The sequence below is a fragment of the Pseudomonas sp. WC2 genome (genome assembly GCF_050586545.1).
GTDB lineage: Bacteria > Pseudomonadota > Gammaproteobacteria > Pseudomonadales > Pseudomonadaceae > Aquipseudomonas.
In genome coordinates this window covers 1-19,633 of sequence record NZ_JBOBDR010000033.1, presented here as the reverse complement: position 1 = coordinate 19,633, position 19,633 = coordinate 1, and the positions used below count along the sequence as shown (strand labels likewise).

18 protein-coding genes are annotated in these 19,633 nt (G+C 58.8%); 13 read left to right on the top strand and 5 right to left on the bottom strand.

The window, feature by feature from the left end:
• The 5 genes from ACQ4OE_RS26480 to ACQ4OE_RS26460 all read left to right on the top strand — a co-directional run.
• Positions 1-252 (top strand): hypothetical protein (locus ACQ4OE_RS26480; protein WP_430948433.1); only part of this gene is annotated, 252 nt, incomplete at its 5' end.
• Positions 253-281: 29 nt separating this feature from the next.
• Positions 282-1,886: a tetratricopeptide repeat-containing response regulator gene (locus ACQ4OE_RS26475; protein WP_122596058.1), complete on the top strand. Its 1,605-nt coding sequence runs from the start codon at positions 282-284 to the stop codon at positions 1,884-1,886.
• Positions 1,883-2,575 (top strand): sensor histidine kinase, encoded by a 693-nt coding sequence (locus tag ACQ4OE_RS26470; protein WP_430948432.1) that lies wholly within the window; start codon positions 1,883-1,885, stop codon positions 2,573-2,575. The genes ACQ4OE_RS26475 and ACQ4OE_RS26470 overlap by 4 nt, the downstream gene beginning before the upstream one ends.
• A 200-nt stretch (positions 2,576-2,775) precedes the next feature.
• The gene (locus ACQ4OE_RS26465) at positions 2,776-4,017 is read left to right on the top strand and encodes a glutamine synthetase family protein (protein ID WP_430948434.1); all 1,242 of its coding nucleotides are present in this window, start codon (positions 2,776-2,778) and stop codon (positions 4,015-4,017) included.
• A 69-nt stretch (positions 4,018-4,086) separates the two neighbouring features.
• On the top strand, positions 4,087-5,472 hold the full coding sequence (locus tag ACQ4OE_RS26460; RefSeq protein ID WP_430948431.1) for an MFS transporter: 1,386 nt from the start codon (positions 4,087-4,089) through the stop codon (positions 5,470-5,472).
• Positions 5,473-5,545: 73 nt separating this feature from the next.
• Here the strand turns inward: ACQ4OE_RS26460 and ACQ4OE_RS26455 are convergent, their stop codons facing one another.
• The 4 genes from ACQ4OE_RS26455 to flgA form a co-directional block, all read right to left on the bottom strand.
• On the bottom strand, positions 5,546-6,292 hold the full coding sequence (locus tag ACQ4OE_RS26455; RefSeq protein ID WP_122596062.1) for a flagellar brake protein: 747 nt from the start codon (positions 6,290-6,292) through the stop codon (positions 5,546-5,548).
• Positions 6,293-6,380: 88 nt separating this feature from the next.
• Positions 6,381-6,848 (bottom strand): flagellar protein FlgN, encoded by a 468-nt coding sequence (locus ACQ4OE_RS26450; RefSeq protein WP_122596063.1) that lies wholly within the window; start codon positions 6,846-6,848, stop codon positions 6,381-6,383.
• 48 nt (positions 6,849-6,896) lie between these two features.
• Positions 6,897-7,223: a flagellar biosynthesis anti-sigma factor FlgM gene (gene flgM, locus ACQ4OE_RS26445; RefSeq protein WP_007960324.1), complete on the bottom strand. Its 327-nt coding sequence runs from the start codon at positions 7,221-7,223 to the stop codon at positions 6,897-6,899.
• Between the two features lie 160 nt (positions 7,224-7,383).
• Positions 7,384-8,145: a flagellar basal body P-ring formation chaperone FlgA gene (flgA, locus tag ACQ4OE_RS26440; RefSeq protein WP_430948430.1), complete on the bottom strand. Its 762-nt coding sequence runs from the start codon at positions 8,143-8,145 to the stop codon at positions 7,384-7,386.
• Positions 8,146-8,227: 82 nt separating this feature from the next.
• Between flgA and ACQ4OE_RS26435 the strand changes: the two genes are divergently transcribed.
• The 6 genes from ACQ4OE_RS26435 to flgE all read left to right on the top strand — a co-directional run bounded on the left by ACQ4OE_RS26435 (position 8,228) and on the right by flgE (position 13,262).
• On the top strand, positions 8,228-9,160 hold the full coding sequence (locus tag ACQ4OE_RS26435; protein ID WP_158954473.1) for a chemotaxis protein CheV: 933 nt from the start codon (positions 8,228-8,230) through the stop codon (positions 9,158-9,160).
• A gap of 46 nt (positions 9,161-9,206) precedes the next feature.
• Positions 9,207-10,034: a protein-glutamate O-methyltransferase CheR gene (gene cheR / locus ACQ4OE_RS26430; protein WP_007917583.1), complete on the top strand. Its 828-nt coding sequence runs from the start codon at positions 9,207-9,209 to the stop codon at positions 10,032-10,034.
• A 270-nt stretch (positions 10,035-10,304) separates the two neighbouring features.
• Complete coding sequence (flgB, locus tag ACQ4OE_RS26425) at positions 10,305-10,712, top strand: flagellar basal body rod protein FlgB (RefSeq protein ID WP_053122819.1); 408 nt, start codon at positions 10,305-10,307, stop codon at positions 10,710-10,712.
• A gap of 3 nt (positions 10,713-10,715) precedes the next feature.
• The gene (gene flgC, locus ACQ4OE_RS26420; RefSeq protein ID WP_003227217.1) at positions 10,716-11,159 is read left to right on the top strand and encodes a flagellar basal body rod protein FlgC; all 444 of its coding nucleotides are present in this window, start codon (positions 10,716-10,718) and stop codon (positions 11,157-11,159) included.
• Between the two features lie 15 nt (positions 11,160-11,174).
• Positions 11,175-11,903 carry a flagellar hook assembly protein FlgD gene (flgD, locus tag ACQ4OE_RS26415; RefSeq protein ID WP_430948429.1) on the top strand — a complete coding sequence of 243 codons (729 nt, stop codon included), beginning with the start codon at positions 11,175-11,177 and terminating at the stop codon, positions 11,901-11,903.
• Positions 11,904-11,933: 30 nt separating this feature from the next.
• A complete protein-coding gene (gene flgE / locus ACQ4OE_RS26410) occupies positions 11,934-13,262 on the top strand; it encodes a flagellar hook protein FlgE (protein WP_430948428.1) in 1,329 nt (442 codons plus the stop codon).
• A gap of 318 nt (positions 13,263-13,580) precedes the next feature.
• Here flgE and ACQ4OE_RS26405 read toward each other — a convergent pair whose 3' ends face one another.
• On the bottom strand, positions 13,581-16,475 hold the full coding sequence (locus ACQ4OE_RS26405; RefSeq protein WP_122592281.1) for a ribonucleoside-diphosphate reductase subunit alpha: 2,895 nt from the start codon (positions 16,473-16,475) through the stop codon (positions 13,581-13,583).
• 761 nt (positions 16,476-17,236) lie between these two features.
• On the opposite strand from ACQ4OE_RS26405, the gene ACQ4OE_RS26400 reads away from it, so the two are divergent.
• The gene (locus ACQ4OE_RS26400; protein ID WP_122592280.1) at positions 17,237-17,959 is read left to right on the top strand and encodes a response regulator transcription factor; all 723 of its coding nucleotides are present in this window, start codon (positions 17,237-17,239) and stop codon (positions 17,957-17,959) included.
• Positions 17,956-19,566, top strand: a complete 1,611-nt coding sequence (locus ACQ4OE_RS26395; RefSeq protein WP_122592279.1) for an ATP-binding protein — start codon at positions 17,956-17,958, stop codon at positions 19,564-19,566. The genes ACQ4OE_RS26400 and ACQ4OE_RS26395 overlap by 4 nt, the downstream gene beginning before the upstream one ends.
• The last annotated feature ends 67 nt before the right edge of the window (positions 19,567-19,633 follow it).

The following is a 19,633-nucleotide window of genomic DNA, read 5'->3' as shown; positions in this document are numbered from 1 at the left end:
GCCCGCGAAAAAGTTTTGCTCGTGGCATCAGGCCTTCGTAGCACTACCTCAAATGCCCCGCACAGAGCGATCTGGCGGGGCTTTTTTTATGCCTATGGGCTGGGAGACGCGGCAATCGTTGGACAAGAAAACTTGAAGGATTGGCTTCAGAGAACGCTACTTCTGGCCGATAACTCACTCGGTGACTTCAAAGTCGCGCGAAACCACTTGATAGCATTTGGCCGCCAGCTATCATCTGCGCGCCTGAAATAGCCCTCACTTCAATTGCCTGGAAATCTTCGATGCTGTCGTATCACCAAAAGAGTTTTCTGATCGTCGATGATTTCTCGGATTTCCGCAGTTCCGTTCGTTCGATGCTGCGCGAGCTTGGGGTCAAGGACGTCGATACAGCCGACTCCGGTGAGCAGGCGCTGAAGATGTGTGCGCAGAAGTCCTACGATTTCATCCTGCAGGATTTCCACCTTGGCGACGGTAAGAAGAACGGTCAGCAGGTCCTCGAAGACTTGATGCTGGAAAAGCTCATCAGCCATGAAGCGGTGTTCGTCATGGTCACCGCCGAAACCAGTCAGGCGATGGTGCTCAGTGCTTTGGAGCACGAGCCCGATGCCTACCTGACCAAACCGTTCAACCGCTCCGGTCTGGCCCAGCGCCTGGAGCGTCTGGAGCAGCGCAAGACGTTGCTCAAACCGATTCTGCAAGCCCTCGACCGTGGCAAGCCGGTCGAGGTGCTTAACGCTTGCATCGCCCTGTGCAAGCAGGACATCCGTTATTCGCCGCTGTGCCTGCGTTACCGTGCCGATGCGCTGCGTGAGATGAACCAGAACGAAGCGCTCGAGCGTCTCTACGACAGCATCATCGCCGACCGGCCGTTGCCCTGGGCGTTTGCCGGTTTGGGCAAGTTGTTGTTCAAGCGCGGTCAGGTTGCGCAAGCCAAAGGCGTCTATGAGAAAGCGCTGAAGGTGTTCCCGATGATGCCGGCGCTGTATGACGGCATGGCCGATGTGTTGGTGTCCGAAGGTGACACCAAAGGCGCGCAACGAGTGCTGGAAGAGGCCATTCGCTTGTCGCCGCTGGCGGTGCGTCGCCAAGCGTTGCTCGGCAAACTGGCCATGGCCAACGAGGATTTCGATACCGCGTCGCGCGCCTACCGTCAGGCAGTGGCGCAAGGTGCGCAGTCGCGATTCAAAGATCCCGAGAGCAATCTGGGTCTGGCCCACGCGTTGATCAGCAAGGGCAGTGATCGTGGTCTTGATACGCGTACACGGCTGGAAATCAACACCACCCTCAGCGCTGTTGCCAAGGAAAACCCGACCGACCCTGGCCTGCAGATTCGTGCACGTTTAATGAAGGCCACCAGCCTGCTGCTCAACGATGCCGAGACCGCCGACAAGCTTACCGAACAAGCGCTGATGCGCCTCGACGGCATGGAACAATTCATGAGTCCGGAAGCGGCGCTGTTGGTCGCCAAGCAACTGCAGATGCTCGGTCAGGCTGAGGCGGGCACCTCGATGCTCAAGAGCTGCGCGGAGATCTATGGCGACGACCCGGCGGTGATGAAAGACATCGCCAAACTCACCGATGACCCGACTATCCTCAGCTCCAGCAACGCCGCTGCCGACCTCAACCGTCAGGGCGTACGCGTGTACAAGACCGGCAACCTGGTGGAGGCCCGCGAGGTGTTCCGCAAGGCGCTGAAGATGCAACCGAAGAACATCAGTATCGCGCTGAACTTGGCCCAGTCGCTGCTGCACGGCACCGACACCTCGGTGCCATCGGCGGAGCTGGAAGAATGTCGGGCCTGCCTGAAAATGGTCGGCCTGATGCCCGACACCGACGCGCGTCATGCGCGTTATCAGAAGCTGAAAAGCAAGGCGTTTGGCGAATGAACCACGACGAGCAAGCTCTGGATTTTTCCACGGTGATCGCCTCCACCGTGCACGACATGAAGAACTCGCTGGCCATGCTGATGCAGGCCCACAGCCAATGGCTTGCGCGTTTGCCGCAAGCGCTGCGCGAAGGCTCGGAACAAGGCGTAATCGACTTCGAGTTCGCCCACCTCAACGGCATGCTGGTGCAGTTGCTCGGGCTGTACAAGCTCGGCGTCAACCAGATGCCGCTGCAACCGGCGTACCACGAGCTCGATGACTTTATCGAGGCGCAACTGGCGTCGCATCAAGAGGTGTTCGCCAGCCGCGGCATCATCGCGACCTATGAAGTCGACCCGCTAAGCCCGCTGGGATTTTTCGACCGTGAACTGATCGCGTCGGTGCTCGGCAACTGCATCAACAATGCGATTCGCTATGCCCGCGAGTCGTTGCTGATCACCGTCAGCGACGAGGCCGGTCAACTGGTGCTGAGCATCAACGACGACGGCGACGGCTATCCGGCCGAGATGCTCGAACGCCAGGCCGATTATGTGCAAGGCATCAACCACAGTAGCGGCAGCACCGGATTGGGCCTGTATTTCGCCAACCGCATTGCCGCGCTGCACCAGCGCAACGGTGTCGAAGGTCGCACCGAGATCAGCAACGGCGGACCACTCGGTGGCGGAGTCTTCAGCCTTTATCTACCTTGACGCGCATTTTTGTTTGACGCTGCTTGATATTCCGAACAGCCGAAGCCTATTTTGTACGGGTCGCCGTTCGCGGCTCGCACAATAACAAGGATAGTGTCATGACAACCGATGGCCAGCGTTCACTCGCGCAGCGACTGACCGGCATTGATGAGATTGAATGTGTCACGCCGGATTTGAACGGCGTACCACGGGGCAAGGTGATGACCGCCGAGGGGTTCCTCGAAGGGCGGCGTTTGCAACTGGCGCGTGGTGTGCTGTTGCAGTGCATCATGGGCGGTTACCCTGCGGCGCGGTTTTACGGCAGCGATGACGGCGATCTCGCGCTGATTGCCGAACCGAGCCAAATCCATCGCTTGCCATGGAGCGACGATCCGCGCGCACTGGCCATCTGCGACGCCGATGAACTGACCGGGGAAAGCTCCAACCTGTCGACCCGTGGCCAGCTCAAGAAGGTCATTGCCCGTTACGCCGCGCGCGGTCTAAGCCCGGTGGTGGCGACGGAGCTGGAGTTCTTTGTGTTCGCCCCGAACACCGACCCTACTCAACCGTTCCGTCCGCCGGTGGGCCTTGATGGTCGGCGCGAGGATGGTCAGTCAGCCTTCAGCGTCAGTTCCAACAACGGTCTGCGGCCGTTCTTCAACGAAGTCTACAAATGCATGGCCGCCCTCGGCCTGCCGCGCGACACCTTCATGCACGAAATGGGTGTCAGCCAGTTTGAAATCAATCTGCTGCACGGTGACCCACTGCTGCTGGCCGATCAGACGTTCCTGTTCAAACACCTGCTCAAGGAAGTCGCGCTCAAGCACGGCCTGACCGTGGTGTGCATGGCCAAGCCGTTGGCGCACACGCCGGGCAGTTCGATGCACATTCACCAGAGCATCGTCGACAGCAACACGGGCAAGAACGTGTTCAGCGACGAAAACGGTCAACCGACAGCAATGTTCCGCCACTTCATCGGTGGCCAGCAGGCTGGCATGGCGGAATTCACCGCACTGTTTGCGCCCAACGTGAACTCCTATCAACGCCTGTGCCATCCCTACGCTTCGCCGAATAACGCCTGTTGGTCCCATGACAATCGCGCCGCCGGCTTGCGTATTCCCGCCAGTTCGCCGGTGGCGCGCCGGGTCGAAAACCGTTTGCCCGGCGCCGATGCCAACCCGTATCTGGCGATCGCCGCCAGTCTGGCCGCGGGTTTGCATGGCATCGAGCATGAGCTGGAGCCGGCTGAGGCAATTCAGGGCGAGTTCGAGGTGCCGGACAACCTCTCGCTGCCGTGTACCTTGCACGCCGCGCTTGAACGTCTGAAACGTAGCCAATTGGCGAGGGAACTGTTCGGACAGGAGTTCATCGAAGGCTACATCGCTTCGAAGACCATGGAATTGACCAGCTTCTTTGATGAAATCACTCCCTGGGAACGGCGTGTTCTAGCAGCCCAGGCCTGACGCACCGTCGCCACCGGGCTATCGTTTTGGTAGCCCGGTCTTTACTGCAAGGAGCCGCTCGGAACGCCGATGCGCCAAATCTGGAAATCCTTTCGAGCGCTGTATTTCGCCTCGCTGATGATGTTGATCGGCTCGGGCCTTCTATCGACTTATCTGGCCTTGCGCTTGGCCGCTGACAACGTCGACGGCTTGTGGGTCGGTGCGTTGATGGCGGCCAACTATTTTGGTCTGGTGCTGGGCGGCAAGATCGGCCACCGCTTGATCGCCCGGGTCGGGCATATCCGTGCGTACTCGGCATGTGCGGGGATTGTCGGCGCGGCGGTGCTCGGCCATGGTCTGGTGGACTGGCTGCCGGCGTGGCTGGTGCTGCGGACCATCGTCGGTCTGGGCATGATGTGCCAATACATGGTGATCGAGAGCTGGCTCAATGAGCAGGCGGATGCCAATCAGCGCGGTCTGGTGTTCAGCGGCTACATGATCGCTTCGTATCTCGGGCTTGTGCTGGGTCAGCTGATCCTCGTGATGCACCCGGGTCTGGGTCTGGAACTGCTGATGCTGGTCGCCTTGTGCTTCGCCTTGTGTCTGGTGCCGGTGACGCTGACCCGGCGCATTCACCCGGCACCGTTGCACCCGGCGCCGATGGAGCCACGTTTCTTTATCAAGCGCGTGCCGCAGTCATTGAGTACGGTGCTCGGGGCCGGACTGATCATCGGTTCGTTCTACGGTCTGGCGCCGTTGTATGCCTCGCAACAGGGGCTGTCGACCGAGCAGGTCGGTCTGTTCATGGGTAGCTGCATCTTCGCCGGGCTGTTGGTGCAGTGGCCATTGGGCTGGTTGTCCGACCGTTATGATCGGGCGCTGTTGATTCGTTGCTTTGCCGGGTTCCTGGCGGTGGCGGCATTGCCGTTGGCGGTGCTGCCGCAGGTGCCGCTGGAAGTGCTCTTCGGCGTTGGCTTCCTGTGTTCGCTGGTGCAGTTCTGCCTATATCCATTGGCGGTGGCGTTCTCCAACGACCATGTCGAGGGTGATCGGCGAGTATCGCTGACGGCGATGCTGCTGGTGACGTATGGGGTCGGCGCGAGCATCGGGCCGTTGCTGGCGGGTGTGTTGATGAAGTTGTTTGGCAGCCAGAGTCTGTACGCGTTCTTCAGCTTCTTCGCGTTGGTGCTGGTGTGGCGCATCCGCCCGAAAGCCGTAACCAATCTGCATCAGGTCGACGACGCGCCGCTGCACCACGTGGCGATGCCAGACAGCATGTCCAGTTCGCCGCTGGTGGCTGCCCTTGATCCTCGGGTCGACGAGCAGGTGGTGCAGGAGCAAATGGTGCAGGATCCGGTGCAGTCGCCAGTGAGCCCCGAGCCTGAGCCCGAAACGCCGCCAGAACCTGCGGTCGAAGCCGAACCGGATGCTGATGACGACAAGCCGGCGCCGGATCTCAGTGGCGGCAGACCGTGATCTGACGAAAAAACGCCGCGCATAAAAAAGGGCAGTCCCGTCAAGGACTGCCCTTTTTATTGCTCGCCGCGAATCACATGTCGTCTTTATCGAAACGGCGTGCTTCACGCTGCAATTGATAAACGAAACGTTCAACGTTGCGCGCCGCCTGACCACTGATGTTGTGGAAACGCAGGCCAGCGAAAGTGATGTTGAGTTTTTCTTCGAAGTGCAGGTAGCGCAGTTCGACGGCGGTCGGTTGATTACCGAACAGCGGCGGGGCGATCAAGCGATCGTAGACTTGGCCCAGTTGCAGGCGGTCAGTGATGTCACCTTCGAAACGCAACTTGCAGCCGGTCGCAGAGATGTCCAGCAGTTTGCCGTTGATCGGGGCTTTGAGCTTCTCGCCACCCAGTTCTACGCTGACCAGGTCGGTGAGTTTCAACGCGGCGCGGAACGCATTGCGACGCTGGTGGTAAACCACTTCGGTCGGCAGATCGCCAGTGTAGAAGCGGTCGCCTTCGGATTCTTCAATGTTCAGCGTGCCGTTGCATTCCCAGGCGATACGGACGCCGTCGTGAAACCCTTCAACTCTGAACGGCTCGCCGGCCAGCAGGAAACGTTCGCCATCGCGTGGGATCATTTCGTCGAGAGCGATCGTGGCGCTGTCGCGGTCAACTTTGATCAGATAGCTCTGAAAACGCTGGGTGCGTTCGTGAAACGTGATGATCAGCGGATCGTGGCTGTCTTGCAGCTGGCGCAGGTTGCTGGAGATTTCCAGTGGCGTGGTGAGCACCTTAGGGGGCTGCGGAGCATCATCCGCGCTGAGGGCGTTGGACACGGTTTATCAATCTCCAGACAAAATATGACGACTAGCCAGCATTTTGCCAGCATGTTCCGCGGGTTGATAGAGCTGGCGCATCAACGACTCATGCCTGGCTGAGCGGACGCGGTACGGCGGGTTTGGCAAATGTACCGCTGGCGTTATAAAGCGCTGGCGCTTCACCACCGGTGAGGATCTTCAGCTGATTGGCCGTGGCGGCCTGCTGGATCTGGATCGACTGGCCATTCTTGAGGTTGGCGGCCTGGCATTGAGCGATCAGATCGGTCAATGCGTCGCCTTGTGTCAGCAACTGCTCGCCAATGCTCGATTGGCCGGCCAACTGCGCGAGACCGCTGCGATCAGTCGGCAAGTTGAGGCTGGCGAGGATTTCGCTGCGCTTGCGGCCATGCTGTTCGAGCAGAATGATCAATGCCTGTTTGTGCGCCAGAATTTCTTCCAGCAAGGGCATGTCGCGACCGTGCAACGCGAGGGATTCGGTTTGCAGCAACTCCAGCAATTGTTGAGCTGGAGCAAAGTCGTCGTTGATCAGTTGCAATAAATTAGTATCGTGCATGGCTGGCCTTGGGTTTTAAGCGTCCAAAAGCCTGGCGCCGGCAAAAGCCTAGCGCTGGGCTTCGAAGTTGAGCAGTTTGCTGGCTACACGGTTGCTGTCGACTTTATAGCTGCCATCGGCAATCGCGGCTTTCAACTCGGCCACACGGGCTTTGTCGACAGCAGGCTGATCGCGCAGCTTGTCAGTGACCTTCTGCAACTGTTGAGCCTCATTGCTGAGGTGTACCGATTCCCCGCTTTTTGCGGTACTGGCCTGTTCGGCCGGGGTATTCAGCGGCGCGGAAGTACCGGTTTCAGCGGTCTCCTTGGCGTTGCTGGTACGTGTACTGCCCGTAAGTGACGAGGAGCTGTTCAAACGGCTGAAATCGATGACCATGATAAAAACCTCTGGGAATTTGGACGCTTGCCATGTTTTCGGCCATCCCCTGGAAAACTTTAGGCCCATTTAACAATGAGCTTGCATGCGCCGACGCGTGTCCTGCTGCGGCACAGTTTAGGGAAGCGACGGGGTCCGCGCCAGTTTTCTCATAAGGCTTTTACATCGCGACTTCCACCTGTCCCGGCGCGATGACTTGCGCCTTGATGACGCGCTGGGAATTAAGGTTTTTCACCCGGATCTGTTCTTTCAAACCGCCATTGGCCAGCGCTTCGCCGGGCATGCGCACAGCGAGCGTGCCGCTGCGGGCGGTGATGACCACCTGATCACCTTTGCGCACGACTTCTGCCTGTTCCAGATGGACCAAAGTAATGACCTGATCGGCGACCGTTGGTCGGGTTAATTTCTGTCCGATCGCTTCGTCTACCGAGGTCAGAAAGCCTTGATTGATCGTACTCACGTCGCGCTCACGCAAGGTCACGTCCTGCGGCTCGATAATGCCGGCGCGTTTGAGTGGCCGCGTGGTCGTCACAATCTCGCGAAACAGCCGGACTTGAGCGGGCACGAACACCGTCCAGGGGGAGCCGCCCTCACACCGAACCTTGACGGTTACCCGGCCCAAAGGACGTGCCGGACTCTCCAGCGAGGCTGTCAATTCCTTGTCGCACATAGGCATGCGCATACGCGGATCGAGCTGCTTGACCTCGATTTCGTAGCGGCCTTCCGTTTGACTGGTGGCCAGATAGTCTTCTACGGTGAACTCAAGAAAGCCCTGAGTGACGCCGATAAGCATGTCAGGCAAGGTAACCGCATCAGCATTGGCAGGGCTGCCAGCTAAAAAGCAGCAAATGGCGGACACTGCGCAAAGCCCTCGGCGAAGAGGGGATGTCAGGTGTCGGAAAAATGTCGTTTGAGCGTTCATACGAGTTAAAAAGCAAGCGCCGTGCCGTTTAGCAATGAATGTGCGTCGCAACAACACTTGGCGTTGGTGTAGGAGTCTGGGCATGGCTGGTGTAATGGATTCGGTGAACCAGCGCACGCAACTGGTAGGGCAGAATCGCCTGGAGCTGTTGTTGTTCCGTCTCGACGGTCAGCAGCTCTACGGAATCAACGTGTTCAAGGTACGGGAAGTGTTGCAGTGCCCGTCACTGACGTTGATGCCCAAGTCCAGTCCTGTCGTGTGCGGGGTGGCAAATATTCGAGGGGCAACCATTCCGATCCTTGATCTGGCAATGGCGACCGGCTCGGGGGCGTTGAAGGACAAGAAGAACCCGTTCGTGATCATCACGGAGTACAACACCAAGACCCAGGGTTTCCTGGTCCGCTCGGTGGAGCGCATCGTCAACATGAACTGGGAAGAGATTCATCCACCGCCCAAGGGCACGGGTCGCGATCATTACCTGACCGCTGTGACTCGGGTGGACAATCAGTTAGTCGAAATCATCGACGTCGAGAAAGTGCTGGCGGAAGTTGCGCCGACACCGGAAGCGATTTCGGTGGGCGTGGTCGATGTCGAGACCCAGACCAAGGCGTTGTCGCTGCGGGTACTGACGGTCGATGACTCATCGGTGGCGCGCAAGCAGGTCACGCGTTGCCTGCAGACGGTCGGCGTTGAAGTGGTCGCGCTGAACGACGGCAAGCAGGCGCTGGATTACCTGCGCAAGCTGGTCGACGAGGGCAAGAAGCCGGAAGAAGAGTTCCTGATGATGATCTCCGACATCGAGATGCCGGAGATGGACGGGTACACCCTGACGGCCGAGATCCGCGCTGACCCGCGCATGCAAAAGCTTCATATCATCCTGCATACTTCGTTGTCCGGGGTATTCAATCAGGCGATGGTCAAGAAAGTCGGTGCCGATGACTTCCTGGCCAAATTCCGTCCTGATGACCTGGCATCCCGGGTAGTCGACCGGATCAAAGCAGCAGATATCAGCTAGGGGCGCTTTGTCCCTGGCGGTCAACACGATTTAAGAGGCGGCATCATTGTCTACGGGTAATTTGGATTTCGAACAGTTCCGGGTCTTCCTGGAAAAAGCCTGTGGCATTTTGCTCGGTGAAAACAAGCAGTACCTGGTCTCGAGCCGTCTCAACAAACTGATGGAGCAGCAAGGCATCAAGTCCCTGGGTGAGCTGGTTCAGCGCATCCAGACCCAGCCGCGCAGCGGTTTGCGCGAGCAGGTGGTCGATGCCATGACGACCAACGAAACCCTGTGGTTTCGTGACACCTATCCGTTTGAAGTCTTGAAGAACAAGGTGCTGCCCGAAGCGATCAAGGCCAGCCCCAACCAGCGTCTGCGGATCTGGTCGGCAGCTTGCTCGTCGGGCCAGGAACCGTACTCGCTGTCGATGTCGATCGACGAGTTCGAGCGCAGCAACCTTGGCCAGTTGAAGATGGGCGTGCAGATCGTTGCCACTGACCTGTCCGGCCTGATGCTGACCAACTGCAAGACCGGCGAGTACGACAGCCTGGCGATCGGTCGCGGTTTGTCGCCGGAACGTCTGCAGCGTTACTTCGACCCGAAAGGGCCAGGTCGCTGGGTGATCAAGGCGCCGATCAAGAACCGCGTGGAGTTCCGCTCGTTCAACCTGCTCGACAGCTACGCAGCGCTGGGCAAATTCGACATCGTGTTCTGCCGCAACGTATTGATCTACTTCTCTGCTGAAGTGAAGAAAGACATCCTTTTGCGTATTCACAGCACGTTGAAGCCGGGTGGTTATCTGTTCCTTGGCGCTTCCGAAGCGCTGAACGGTTTGCCGGATCATTACCAGATGGTCCAGTGCAGCCCGGGGATTATTTACCAGGCGAAATGATTGCAGCGGCAATACAAAAAACGGGAAGCCTTAAGGCCTCCCGTTTTTTTATGCCCCAATTATTTCCCACGAATACCACAGGGTTCAGTGGTGTTCTCTGCGAGGCAGAAGCGGCAGAAAAGCGGCATCCGGCGGAAACCGGTTGCCGCTTTTCTGGCATTGCCGCTTTGCCGACTCCCGGCAAAGCCCCGGTTTATGGGGGGTTGATGCGTTGGCACGGCGCTTGCTAAAGCTCAGTTACGAAAAACCGGTCACCTGAAGGTTCCCGACATGAGCATCAGCTTCGATAAAGCGCTCGGCATTCACGAAAAGGCTCTGGGCTTCCGCGCCCAGCGTGCAGAAGTGCTGGCCAACAACATCGCCAACGCCGATACCCCGAACTACAAGGCGCGGGATCTGGACTTCTCCAAAGTACTGGAAGCGCAGACCCAGAAAAACGCCAACGGCACCATTGCCCTGAACATGACCAACAGCCGTCACATCGAAGCTGAAGGTCTGGGCAACGGCGACGAATCGCTGCTGTATCGCACGCCGATGCAACCTTCGATCGACCAGAACACCGTCGACGCCCAACTGGAACAGTCGAACTACGCGGAAAACGCCGTCGGCTTCCAGGCCAGCTTCACGCTGCTCAACAGCAAATTCAAAGGGCTGGTGTCAGCCCTGCGCGGAGAGTAATCCATGTCCCTGTCCAGCGTTTTCAACATTGCCGGCAGCGGCATGAGCGCTCAAACCACGCGTCTGAACACCGTGGCTTCGAACATCGCCAACGCCGAAACCGTCTCTTCGAGCATCGACCAGACCTACCGCGCCCGTCACCCGGTGTTCGCCACCATGTTCCAGGGCGGCCAGAACAGTGGCAGCAACTCGCTGTTCCAGAGCCAGGACGCCGCGGGGCAGGGCGTGCAGGTGCTCGGCGTGGTCGAAGACCAGAGCAACCTCGAAGCGCGTTACGAGCCGAACCATCCGGCGGCCGACGCCAAAGGCTACGTCTACTACCCGAACGTCAACGTGGTGGAAGAAATGGCTGACATGATTTCCGCGAGCCGGTCCTTCCAGACCAACGCCGAAATGATGAACACCGCCAAAACCATGATGCAGAAGGTCCTGACCCTCGGTCAGTAATAAGGGGCGACTGCCATGAGTGTTTCCGATACCACCAGCTCCCTGAGCATGAATGACATCCTGGCCAACTCCTCGAAGACGGCCAGCAGCACCACCACCGGCGGCATCGCGTCGGCGACCAACAGTGCAACCGGCGGTCAAGCGCTGGGCAAGGACGCGTTCCTGCAACTGCTGGTAACCCAGCTGAAAAACCAGAACCCGCTCGATCCGCAGGACAACAGCGCATTCGTTGCGCAGTTGGCGCAGTTCAGCAGCCTGGAAGGCATTACCACGCTGAACAGCACCGTCAGTTCGCTGGCCGGCAACTACAACTCGTCGCAGGCCCTGCAGGCCTCGTCGCTGGTTGGCCGTAACGTGATCGTGCAGACCAACACCGCGCAACTGGATGATCCGACCAAAGGCCTGACCGGTACGGTGAGTGTCCCGTCGTCCATCGCCGAAGGCACCGTGACCATCACCGACAAGGACGGCAACGCTGTTCGCACCATCGATCTGGGCAGCCGCGCTGCTGGTGATGCCAGCTTCACTTGGGACGGCAAGGATGCGTCGGGCACTGTGGTTCCTGTCGGCACTTACACCTTCAAAGCCAACGCGCCAATCAACGGCGCCGCGACGGACCTGGTCACTTACCTGCCGGCCACCGTCAACAGCGTGACGATCAGTCAGACCGGTGGCGAGCTGATGCTCAACCTGGCTGGCAAGGGCTCCGTCGCCCTGTCCAAAGTACAAACCATTGGTATATAGAGCCGACTAACCGGCACAAAGGAGTGGAATATGTCTTTCAATATCGGCCTTAGCGGTCTCTATGCAGCCAACAAACAACTGGACGTGACCGGCAACAACATCGCCAACGTGGCGACCACCGGTTTCAAATCGTCCCGTGCAGAATTCGAAGACGTCTACTCGGCCACTCGCCTGGGTAGCGGCAGCAAAGTAATCGGCAACGGCGTACGCCTGGCCAACGTTTCCCAGCAGTTCACCCAAGGTGACATCAACAACACCGGCAACGTGCTGGACATGGGCATCAACGGTTCGGGCTTCTTCACCATGAGCAACAACGGCTCGGTGACCTACACCCGAGCCGGTACGTTCAAGGTCGACAATGCCGGTTACATCACCAACACCGACTACACCTCGCGCCTGCAAGGTTACGGTGTGGATGCCAACGGCAAGATCATCAACGGTGTACTGACCGACCTGAAGATCGACACTTCCAACCTGGCGCCGAAGTCCACCTCGCTGGTGACCTCGACCATCAACCTGAACTCGACGGCCACGCCGATCGACGACACTGTGGCGGCCGGCAAGTTTGATCCGACCAACACTGCGACCTACACCAAGTCGTTCAGCACGCCGATCTATGACAGTCAGGGCAACCAGCACACCATGGATCAGTACATGGTGAAAACCGGTGCCAACACCTGGAAGGTTTACACCTTGGTTGACGGCCGCAACGCCGACGCTACCGGCAGCGATCCGAAAGTCACTGCACCGGTAGCATCGACCCTGTCGTTTGATGCGACCGGCAAACTGACTCAGGTCAGCACCCCGGATCCGCTGGGTGGCCCGGCGATCATCAGCAGCGACCTGACCCTGAAAAACTGGGTGCCAGGGACTGTAACCGATGGCGTCTGGAAGGCTAACGGCGCAGCAGCGAACCCGGCGGGCGTGACCATTTCGATGGGCAAAACCACCCAGTACAACGCTGACACCGCGCGTTCGATCCCGACTCAGGACGGTTACGCCACTGGCCAGATCACTAACCTGACCATCGACGGCACCGGTACGTTGTTCGCCAACTTCAGCAACAACCAGAGCAAGGCGATCGGCCAGGTTGCGCTGGCGAGCTTCACCAACGAGCAGGGTCTGCAGGCGGTGGGCGGTACTAGCTGGAAAGAGACGTTTGCTTCGGGTATCCCGGGTTACGATGCGCCGGAAACCGGTACGCTGGGTTCGATCGCTTCGAACTCGCTGGAAGAGTCGAACGTTAACCTGACCAATGAGCTGGTTGATCTGATCAAGGGTCAGAGCAACTATCAGGCGAACGCCAAGACCATTTCTACTCAGAGCACGATCATGCAGACCATTATTCAGATGACTTGATGCTGGGTTTTGGTTTGTCAGAGAGCCCCTCTTTTTGAGGGGCTTTTTTGTTTTTGGATGGGGTGTTTGCAACTCAAGACTGTTTGAGCTGCGGTGCGACGGTTCGACTTGCCCGCGATGGCAGCCTGACAGCCGACCAGTCTCTGGCTGACTACATGCCGTCCAACTGTGGGAGCCAGCCCTGCTGGCGATGGCGGTTTGTCAGCCTGCCGGCATCTGTCTGGCTCAACACGGACGCAAAAAAAAGCCCCCGACAAACCAGAGGTCTGTCAGGGGCTTTTTCGTTCAGGTGTCTTTCGACACCTGACTCAGCTCAGCTTATTGGCAAGCTTCGCAATCCGGCTCGTCGATCGCGCAGGCCTTTGGCACTGGCGCTGGACCGGCTGGAGCAGCCAGAACCGAATCATCACCGTGGTTGCCGCCGCTGGAAACAGCGTTCAGCTTGCTGGTGCTGATGGTCGACTTCTCGGTGCTGGTCGCGGCCAGGGCACGGAGGTAGTAAGTGGTTTTCAGGCCACGGTACCAAGCCATGCGGTAGGTCACGTCGAGTTTCTTGCCCGATGCGCCAGCGATGTACAGGTTCAGCGATTGGGCCTGGTCGATCCACTTCTGACGACGGCTGGCCGCGTCAACGATCCACTTGGTGTCCACTTCGAAGGCGGTCGCGTAGAGCTCTTTGAGTTCTTGCGGGATGCGCTCGATCTGCTGAACCGAACCGTCGTAGTACTTCAGGTCGTTGATCATGACCGAGTCCCACAGACCGCGAGCCTTGAGGTCGCGAACCAGGTACGGGTTGATCACGGTGAATTCGCCCGACAGGTTCGATTTCACATACAGGTTCTGGTAGGTCGGTTCGATCGACTGCGAGACGCCAGTGATGTTGGCGATGGTCGCGGTCGGTGCGATGGCCATGATGTTGGAGTTACGAATGCCTTTCTGTACACGGGCGCGAACCGGTGCCCAGTCCAGGGTTTCGTTCAGGTCAACGTCGATGTACTTCTGGCCACGTTGTTCGATCAGGATCTGTTGCGAATCCAGCGGCAGGATGCCTTTGGACCACAGCGAACCCTGGAACGTCTCGTACGCGCCGCGCTCGTCAGCCAGGTCGCAGGAAGCCTGAATCGCGTAGTAGCTGACCGCTTCCATCGACTTGTCGGCGAACTCGACGGCAGCGTCGGAACCGTAAGGAATGTGCTGCAGGTACAAAGCGTCCTGGAAGCCCATGATGCCCAGACCGACCGGACGGTGCTTGAAGTTGGAGTTCTTCGCTTGTGGCACCGAGTAGTAGTTGATGTCGATAACGTTATCGAGCATGCGAACGGCGGTGTTCACGGTGCGTTCCAGCTTGGCGGTGTCCAGCTTGCCGTTGACGATGTGGTTCGGCAGGTTGATCGAGCCCAGGTTGCAAACGGCGATCTCGTCCTTGTTGGTGTTCAAGGTGATCTCGGTGCACAGGTTCGAGCTGTGAACCACGCCGACGTGCTGCTGCGGGCTGCGCAGGTTGCACGGGTCTTTGAAGGTCAGCCATGGGTGGCCGGTTTCAAACAGCATGGACAGCATTTTGCGCCACAGGTCTTTGGCCTGGATGGTCTTGAACAGTTTGACCTTGCCTGGGTATTCGGTCAGGGCTTCGTAGTACTCGTAGCGCTCTTCGAAGGCTTTACCGGTCAGGTCGTGCAGGTCCGGTACTTCGGATGGCGAGAACAGGGTCCACTTGCCGTCGTCGAAGACACGCTTCATGAACAGGTCAGGGATCCAGTTGGCAGTGTTCATGTCGTGGGTACGACGACGATCATCACCGGTGTTCTTACGGAGTTCGATGAACTCCTCGATGTCCATGTGCCAGGTTTCCAGGTAAGCGCAGACAGCGCCTTTGCGCTTGCCACCCTGGTTAACGGCTACCGCGGTGTCGTTCACTACTTTGAGGAACGGAACCACGCCTTGCGACTTGCCGTTGGTGCCCTTGATGTACGAACCCAGAGCACGCACCGGCGTCCAGTCGTTGCCCAGGCCGCCAGCGAATTTCGACAACATGGCGTTGTCGTGGATCGCATGGTAGATGCCCGACAGGTCATCCGGCACGGTGGTCAGGTAGCAGCTCGACAGCTGTGGACGCAGGGTGCCGGCGTTGAACAGCGTCGGGGTCGACGACATGTAGTCGAAGGACGACAGCAGGTTGTAGAACTCGATCGCACGGTCTTCTTTCTGCTTCTCTTCGATCGCCAGGCCCATGGCCACGCGCATGAAGAAGATCTGCGGCAGTTCGAAACGAATGCCATCCTTGTGGATGAAGTAACGGTCGTACAGGGTTTGCAGGCCCAGGTAGGTGAATTGCTGGTCGCGCTCGTGGTTGATCGCCTTGCCCAGTTTTTCCAGGTCGAAGGAGGCCAGCACAGGGTTCAGCAGTTCGAACTCGATACCTTTGGCGATGTAGGCCGGCAGCGCTTTGGCGTACAGGTCGACCATTTCGTGGTGAGTGGCGCTTTCGGCCACACCGAGGAAGCCCAGGCCTTCGGCACGCAGGGTGTCCATCAGCAGGCGGGCGGTCACGAACGAGTAGTTCGGCTCACGCTCAACCAACGTACGGGCGGTCATCACCAAAGCGGTGTTGACGTCGGTCAGGGCCACGCCGTCGTAGAGGTTTTTCAGGGTTTCGCGCTGAATCAGGTCGCCGTCGACTTCTTCCAGACCTTCGCAGGCCTCGGTGACGATGGTGTTCAGACGACCCATGTCCAGCGGCGCGAGGCTGCCGTCAGCACGGGTGATGCGGATCGACGGGTGCGCGTTGACTGCTTCTTCGGCCGGGGCGTGGGCAGCGCGTTCTTTCGAACGACCGTCACGGTAGATCACGTAGTCGCGCGCCACTTTCTGCTCGCCGGCACGCATCAGGGCCAGTTCAACCTGGTCCTGGATTTCTTCGATGTGAATGGTGCCGCCCGATGGCATGCGACGCTTGAAGGTCGCGGTGACCTGTTCGGTCAGGCGGGCCACGGTGTCATGGATTCGCGACGAAGCGGCAGCGGTGCCGCCTTCAACTGCGAGGAACGCTTTGGTGATAGCGACGGTGATCTTGTCATCGGTGTAAGGAACGACAGTGCCATTACGCTTGATCACACGCAGTTGACCAGGCGCGGTGGCTGCCAGATCCGAAGTCGAATCGGCGGCCTGCGGCAAGGTACCCTGCGGGTTCTCGCGAGTTGTGTCGGTTTGCATGGGGGGTGATCTCCACATTCTCTATGTTTGTTTGGGCACCATCGTGGTGCCCACCGTTCTGGCCAGAAGCACTACAACCGACGGGAGTCGGGCATAACAACTTCGGACCAGTAGGAAAAAGGCTAATGACGCCGCATCCTTGCCGAAGTCTTTGGCCGCGAGCCAGGGCTCGAGCCGGATTCCTTCTTGGGTGACAGTAATGACTGCAACACCCGTACCGTTTCGGTCGTTTCCGAGCTAAAAAACGGTGCCATCCGCAAGTGCGGTTTGGGCTTTGAAAAACTTGCTTGGTTCAACCGGAAACTGGCAATAAAGCACTTGAGTTTCAGGTCCTAAATGTGGTTGGGCGTTTAAGTGGAAAACCCTATATGTAGGGTCTCGCCTTGCGCCGTGCTACAAGATAATGCGTTTTGAGGGGCCTTGCAACGTTCTGCCTGTGGATAAACCTGTGCGTAAATTGTGTGTTAAACAGCGAACAAGCGTGTAGGCCGCGGACCTGCTGACCTAGACCGTTTGTCATCGATTTTTCAGCAGGAAAAAACGCTTCAGCGGATTTTTAAGGGCGCGAACCCTACCACAAAAAACCGCCTTGTCCGAACGCATTTACCGACTTGTGTTCTGGCTGTACGCCGTTTATACAATCGGCCTGTTCGTACGCATTCTTATCCTCCTTAAACATGACAAATGGACGGGAGGATCTGCGCACTGTGGCGCAGACGGTTCTTCCTTTATCAATAAAAAACAGAAAGCAGAGGTCACCGGTGGAGCAACAAGCCTGGCAGGTATTGATCGTCGAGGATGACCAGCGACTGGCCGAACTCACGCGCGATTACCTGCAAGCCAATGGATTGCGTGTGGATATAGAAGGCAACGGTGCGCTGGCGGCGGCGCGGATCATCAAGGACCAGCCGGATCTGGTGATCCTCGATTTGATGCTGCCCGGTGAAGATGGCTTGAGCATCTGCCGCAAGGTCCGTGACCGCTACGAGGGGCCGATCCTGATGCTCACGGCGCGCACCGATGACGCCGATCAGATTCAAGGCCTCGACCTTGGCGCCGACGATTACGTCTGCAAACCGGTGCGCCCGCGGTTGTTGCTCGCACGGATTCAAGCGTTGCTGCGGCGCAGCGACAGCACCGAACCGGTCGGCGAAAAATCCCGCCGCCTGCAGTTCGGCCCGTTGGTGGTCGACAATGCGTTGCGCGAAGCCTGGTTAAGTGACAACGGCATCGAACTGACCAGCGCCGAATTCGACCTGCTTTGGCTGCTGGTCTCCAACGCCGGACGGATTTTGTCCCGCGAAGAAATCTTCACCGCCCTGCGCGGCATCGGCTACGACGGCCAAGACCGTTCGATCGATGTGCGCATCTCGCGCATCCGTCCAAAAATCGGCGACGACCCGGACCATCCACGCTTGATCAAAACCGTGCGCAGCAAAGGCTATTTGTTTGTCCCCGAAGCCTGCGTCGATCTGCCGCTGTGAATTCGATCTTCCTGCGCATCTATGGCGGCATGTGCGCCGCGATTATTCTGGTGGCGGTGCTCGGTGTGCTGGCGCTGAACCTGCTCAATCAGGTGCGCAGCGAGCAGTATCGCGAGCGCTTGGCCCACGGGACGTTCTCGCTGATGGCCAGCAACCTGCAACCGATGAACGAAACCGAACGCCATCGGGCGCTGCTGGTGTGGGAGCGGTTGCTGGGGATTCCGCTGGCGCTGAAAAAGGTCTCCGAAACCGATCTCGACCTGTCCCAACGCACCCGTGTACAACGCGGTCAGGCCTTGGTCGAGCAGACCGGCCCGCACGCGGCCAAGGTCTATCGAATGGTCAGCGACAAGGAACAACTTGTTCTGACTGGCGAGGTGCAGCAGATCAGCGAACAACTGGCCCGCGCGACCATTTATTTGCTCGCCGATGAACTGGTGCGCGTGCCCGTCGGCGAGCAACCCAAACGTCTGGCGCAGATAAAGGAAGAGAAGGGTTTCGGTTTTGATCTGCGTCTGGTCACCGTAAATGACGCCGACATGGACGAAGATCAGAGTCGGCGCGTGTCAGAAGGCGACACGGTGATGGCGCTGGGCAAGGGCGGTGATTCGATCCGCGTATTTGCCGGCATGGTCGGCACGCCGTGGGTGCTGGAGATCGGCCCGCTGTATCAAATGAACCCCTATCCGCCGGAGTGGCTGGTGTTGATCGCCGCGCTCGGGTTGAGCCTGATCGGGTTGATTGTTTATCTGTTGGTGCGTCAACTCGAACGGCGTTTGCGCGGCCTCGAAGCGGCGGCCACGCGCATCGCCAAGGGCAGCCTGGAAACCCGCGTGCCGGCGCGCGGTGCCGATTCGGTCGGGCGCCTCGCCTCGGCGTTCAACGGCATGGCCGAGCACTTGCAGCAGTTGCTGGCGATTCAGCGTGAACTGGTGCGCGCGGTCTCCCACGAGTTGCGCACGCCAGTGGCGCGCCTGCGTTTCGGTCTGGAAATGATCGGTTCGGCGACCACCCCGCAAGCGCTGGAAAAATACCGCGAAGGCATGGATCACGACATTGAAGACCTCGATAAATTGGTCGACGAAATGCTCACCTACGCGCGACTCGAACAGGGCTCGCCGGCGCTGACCTTCCAGCGCATTGACCTTGATGCGCTGGTCAATCAAGTCATCGAAGAGCTGGCGCCGCTGCGCGCGGAGGTTACGGTGCAGCGCGGGTTGTGCCTGTCGGCGGCGGACAACGACGATGCCTGGGTCGAGGCCGAGCCGCGTTACCTGCACCGTGCGTTACAGAACCTGGTGAGCAATGCCATGCGCCATGCGCGTTCGAAGGTAACGGTGAGTTATCAGGTCGGGCAGTTACGCTGTCGGGTGGATGTCGAGGATGACGGACCGGGCGTGCCGGAAGTGGCGTGGGAGCGGATCTTCACGCCGTTTCTGCGGCTGGACGACAGCCGTACGCGGGCGTCGGGTGGACATGGTCTGGGACTGTCGATTGTGCGGCGGATCATTCACTGGCATGACGGGCGAGCGATTATTGGCAAGAGCAAGAGTCTCGGTGGGGCTTGTTTCAGTTTGAGTTGGCCGAGGAATCAGGAGCGCCGCTGAGTTTTGTGGTGGCCGTAATACCGTCTTCGCGAGCAGGCGCTCAAAAACCCCAAGACTTACTCCCGAA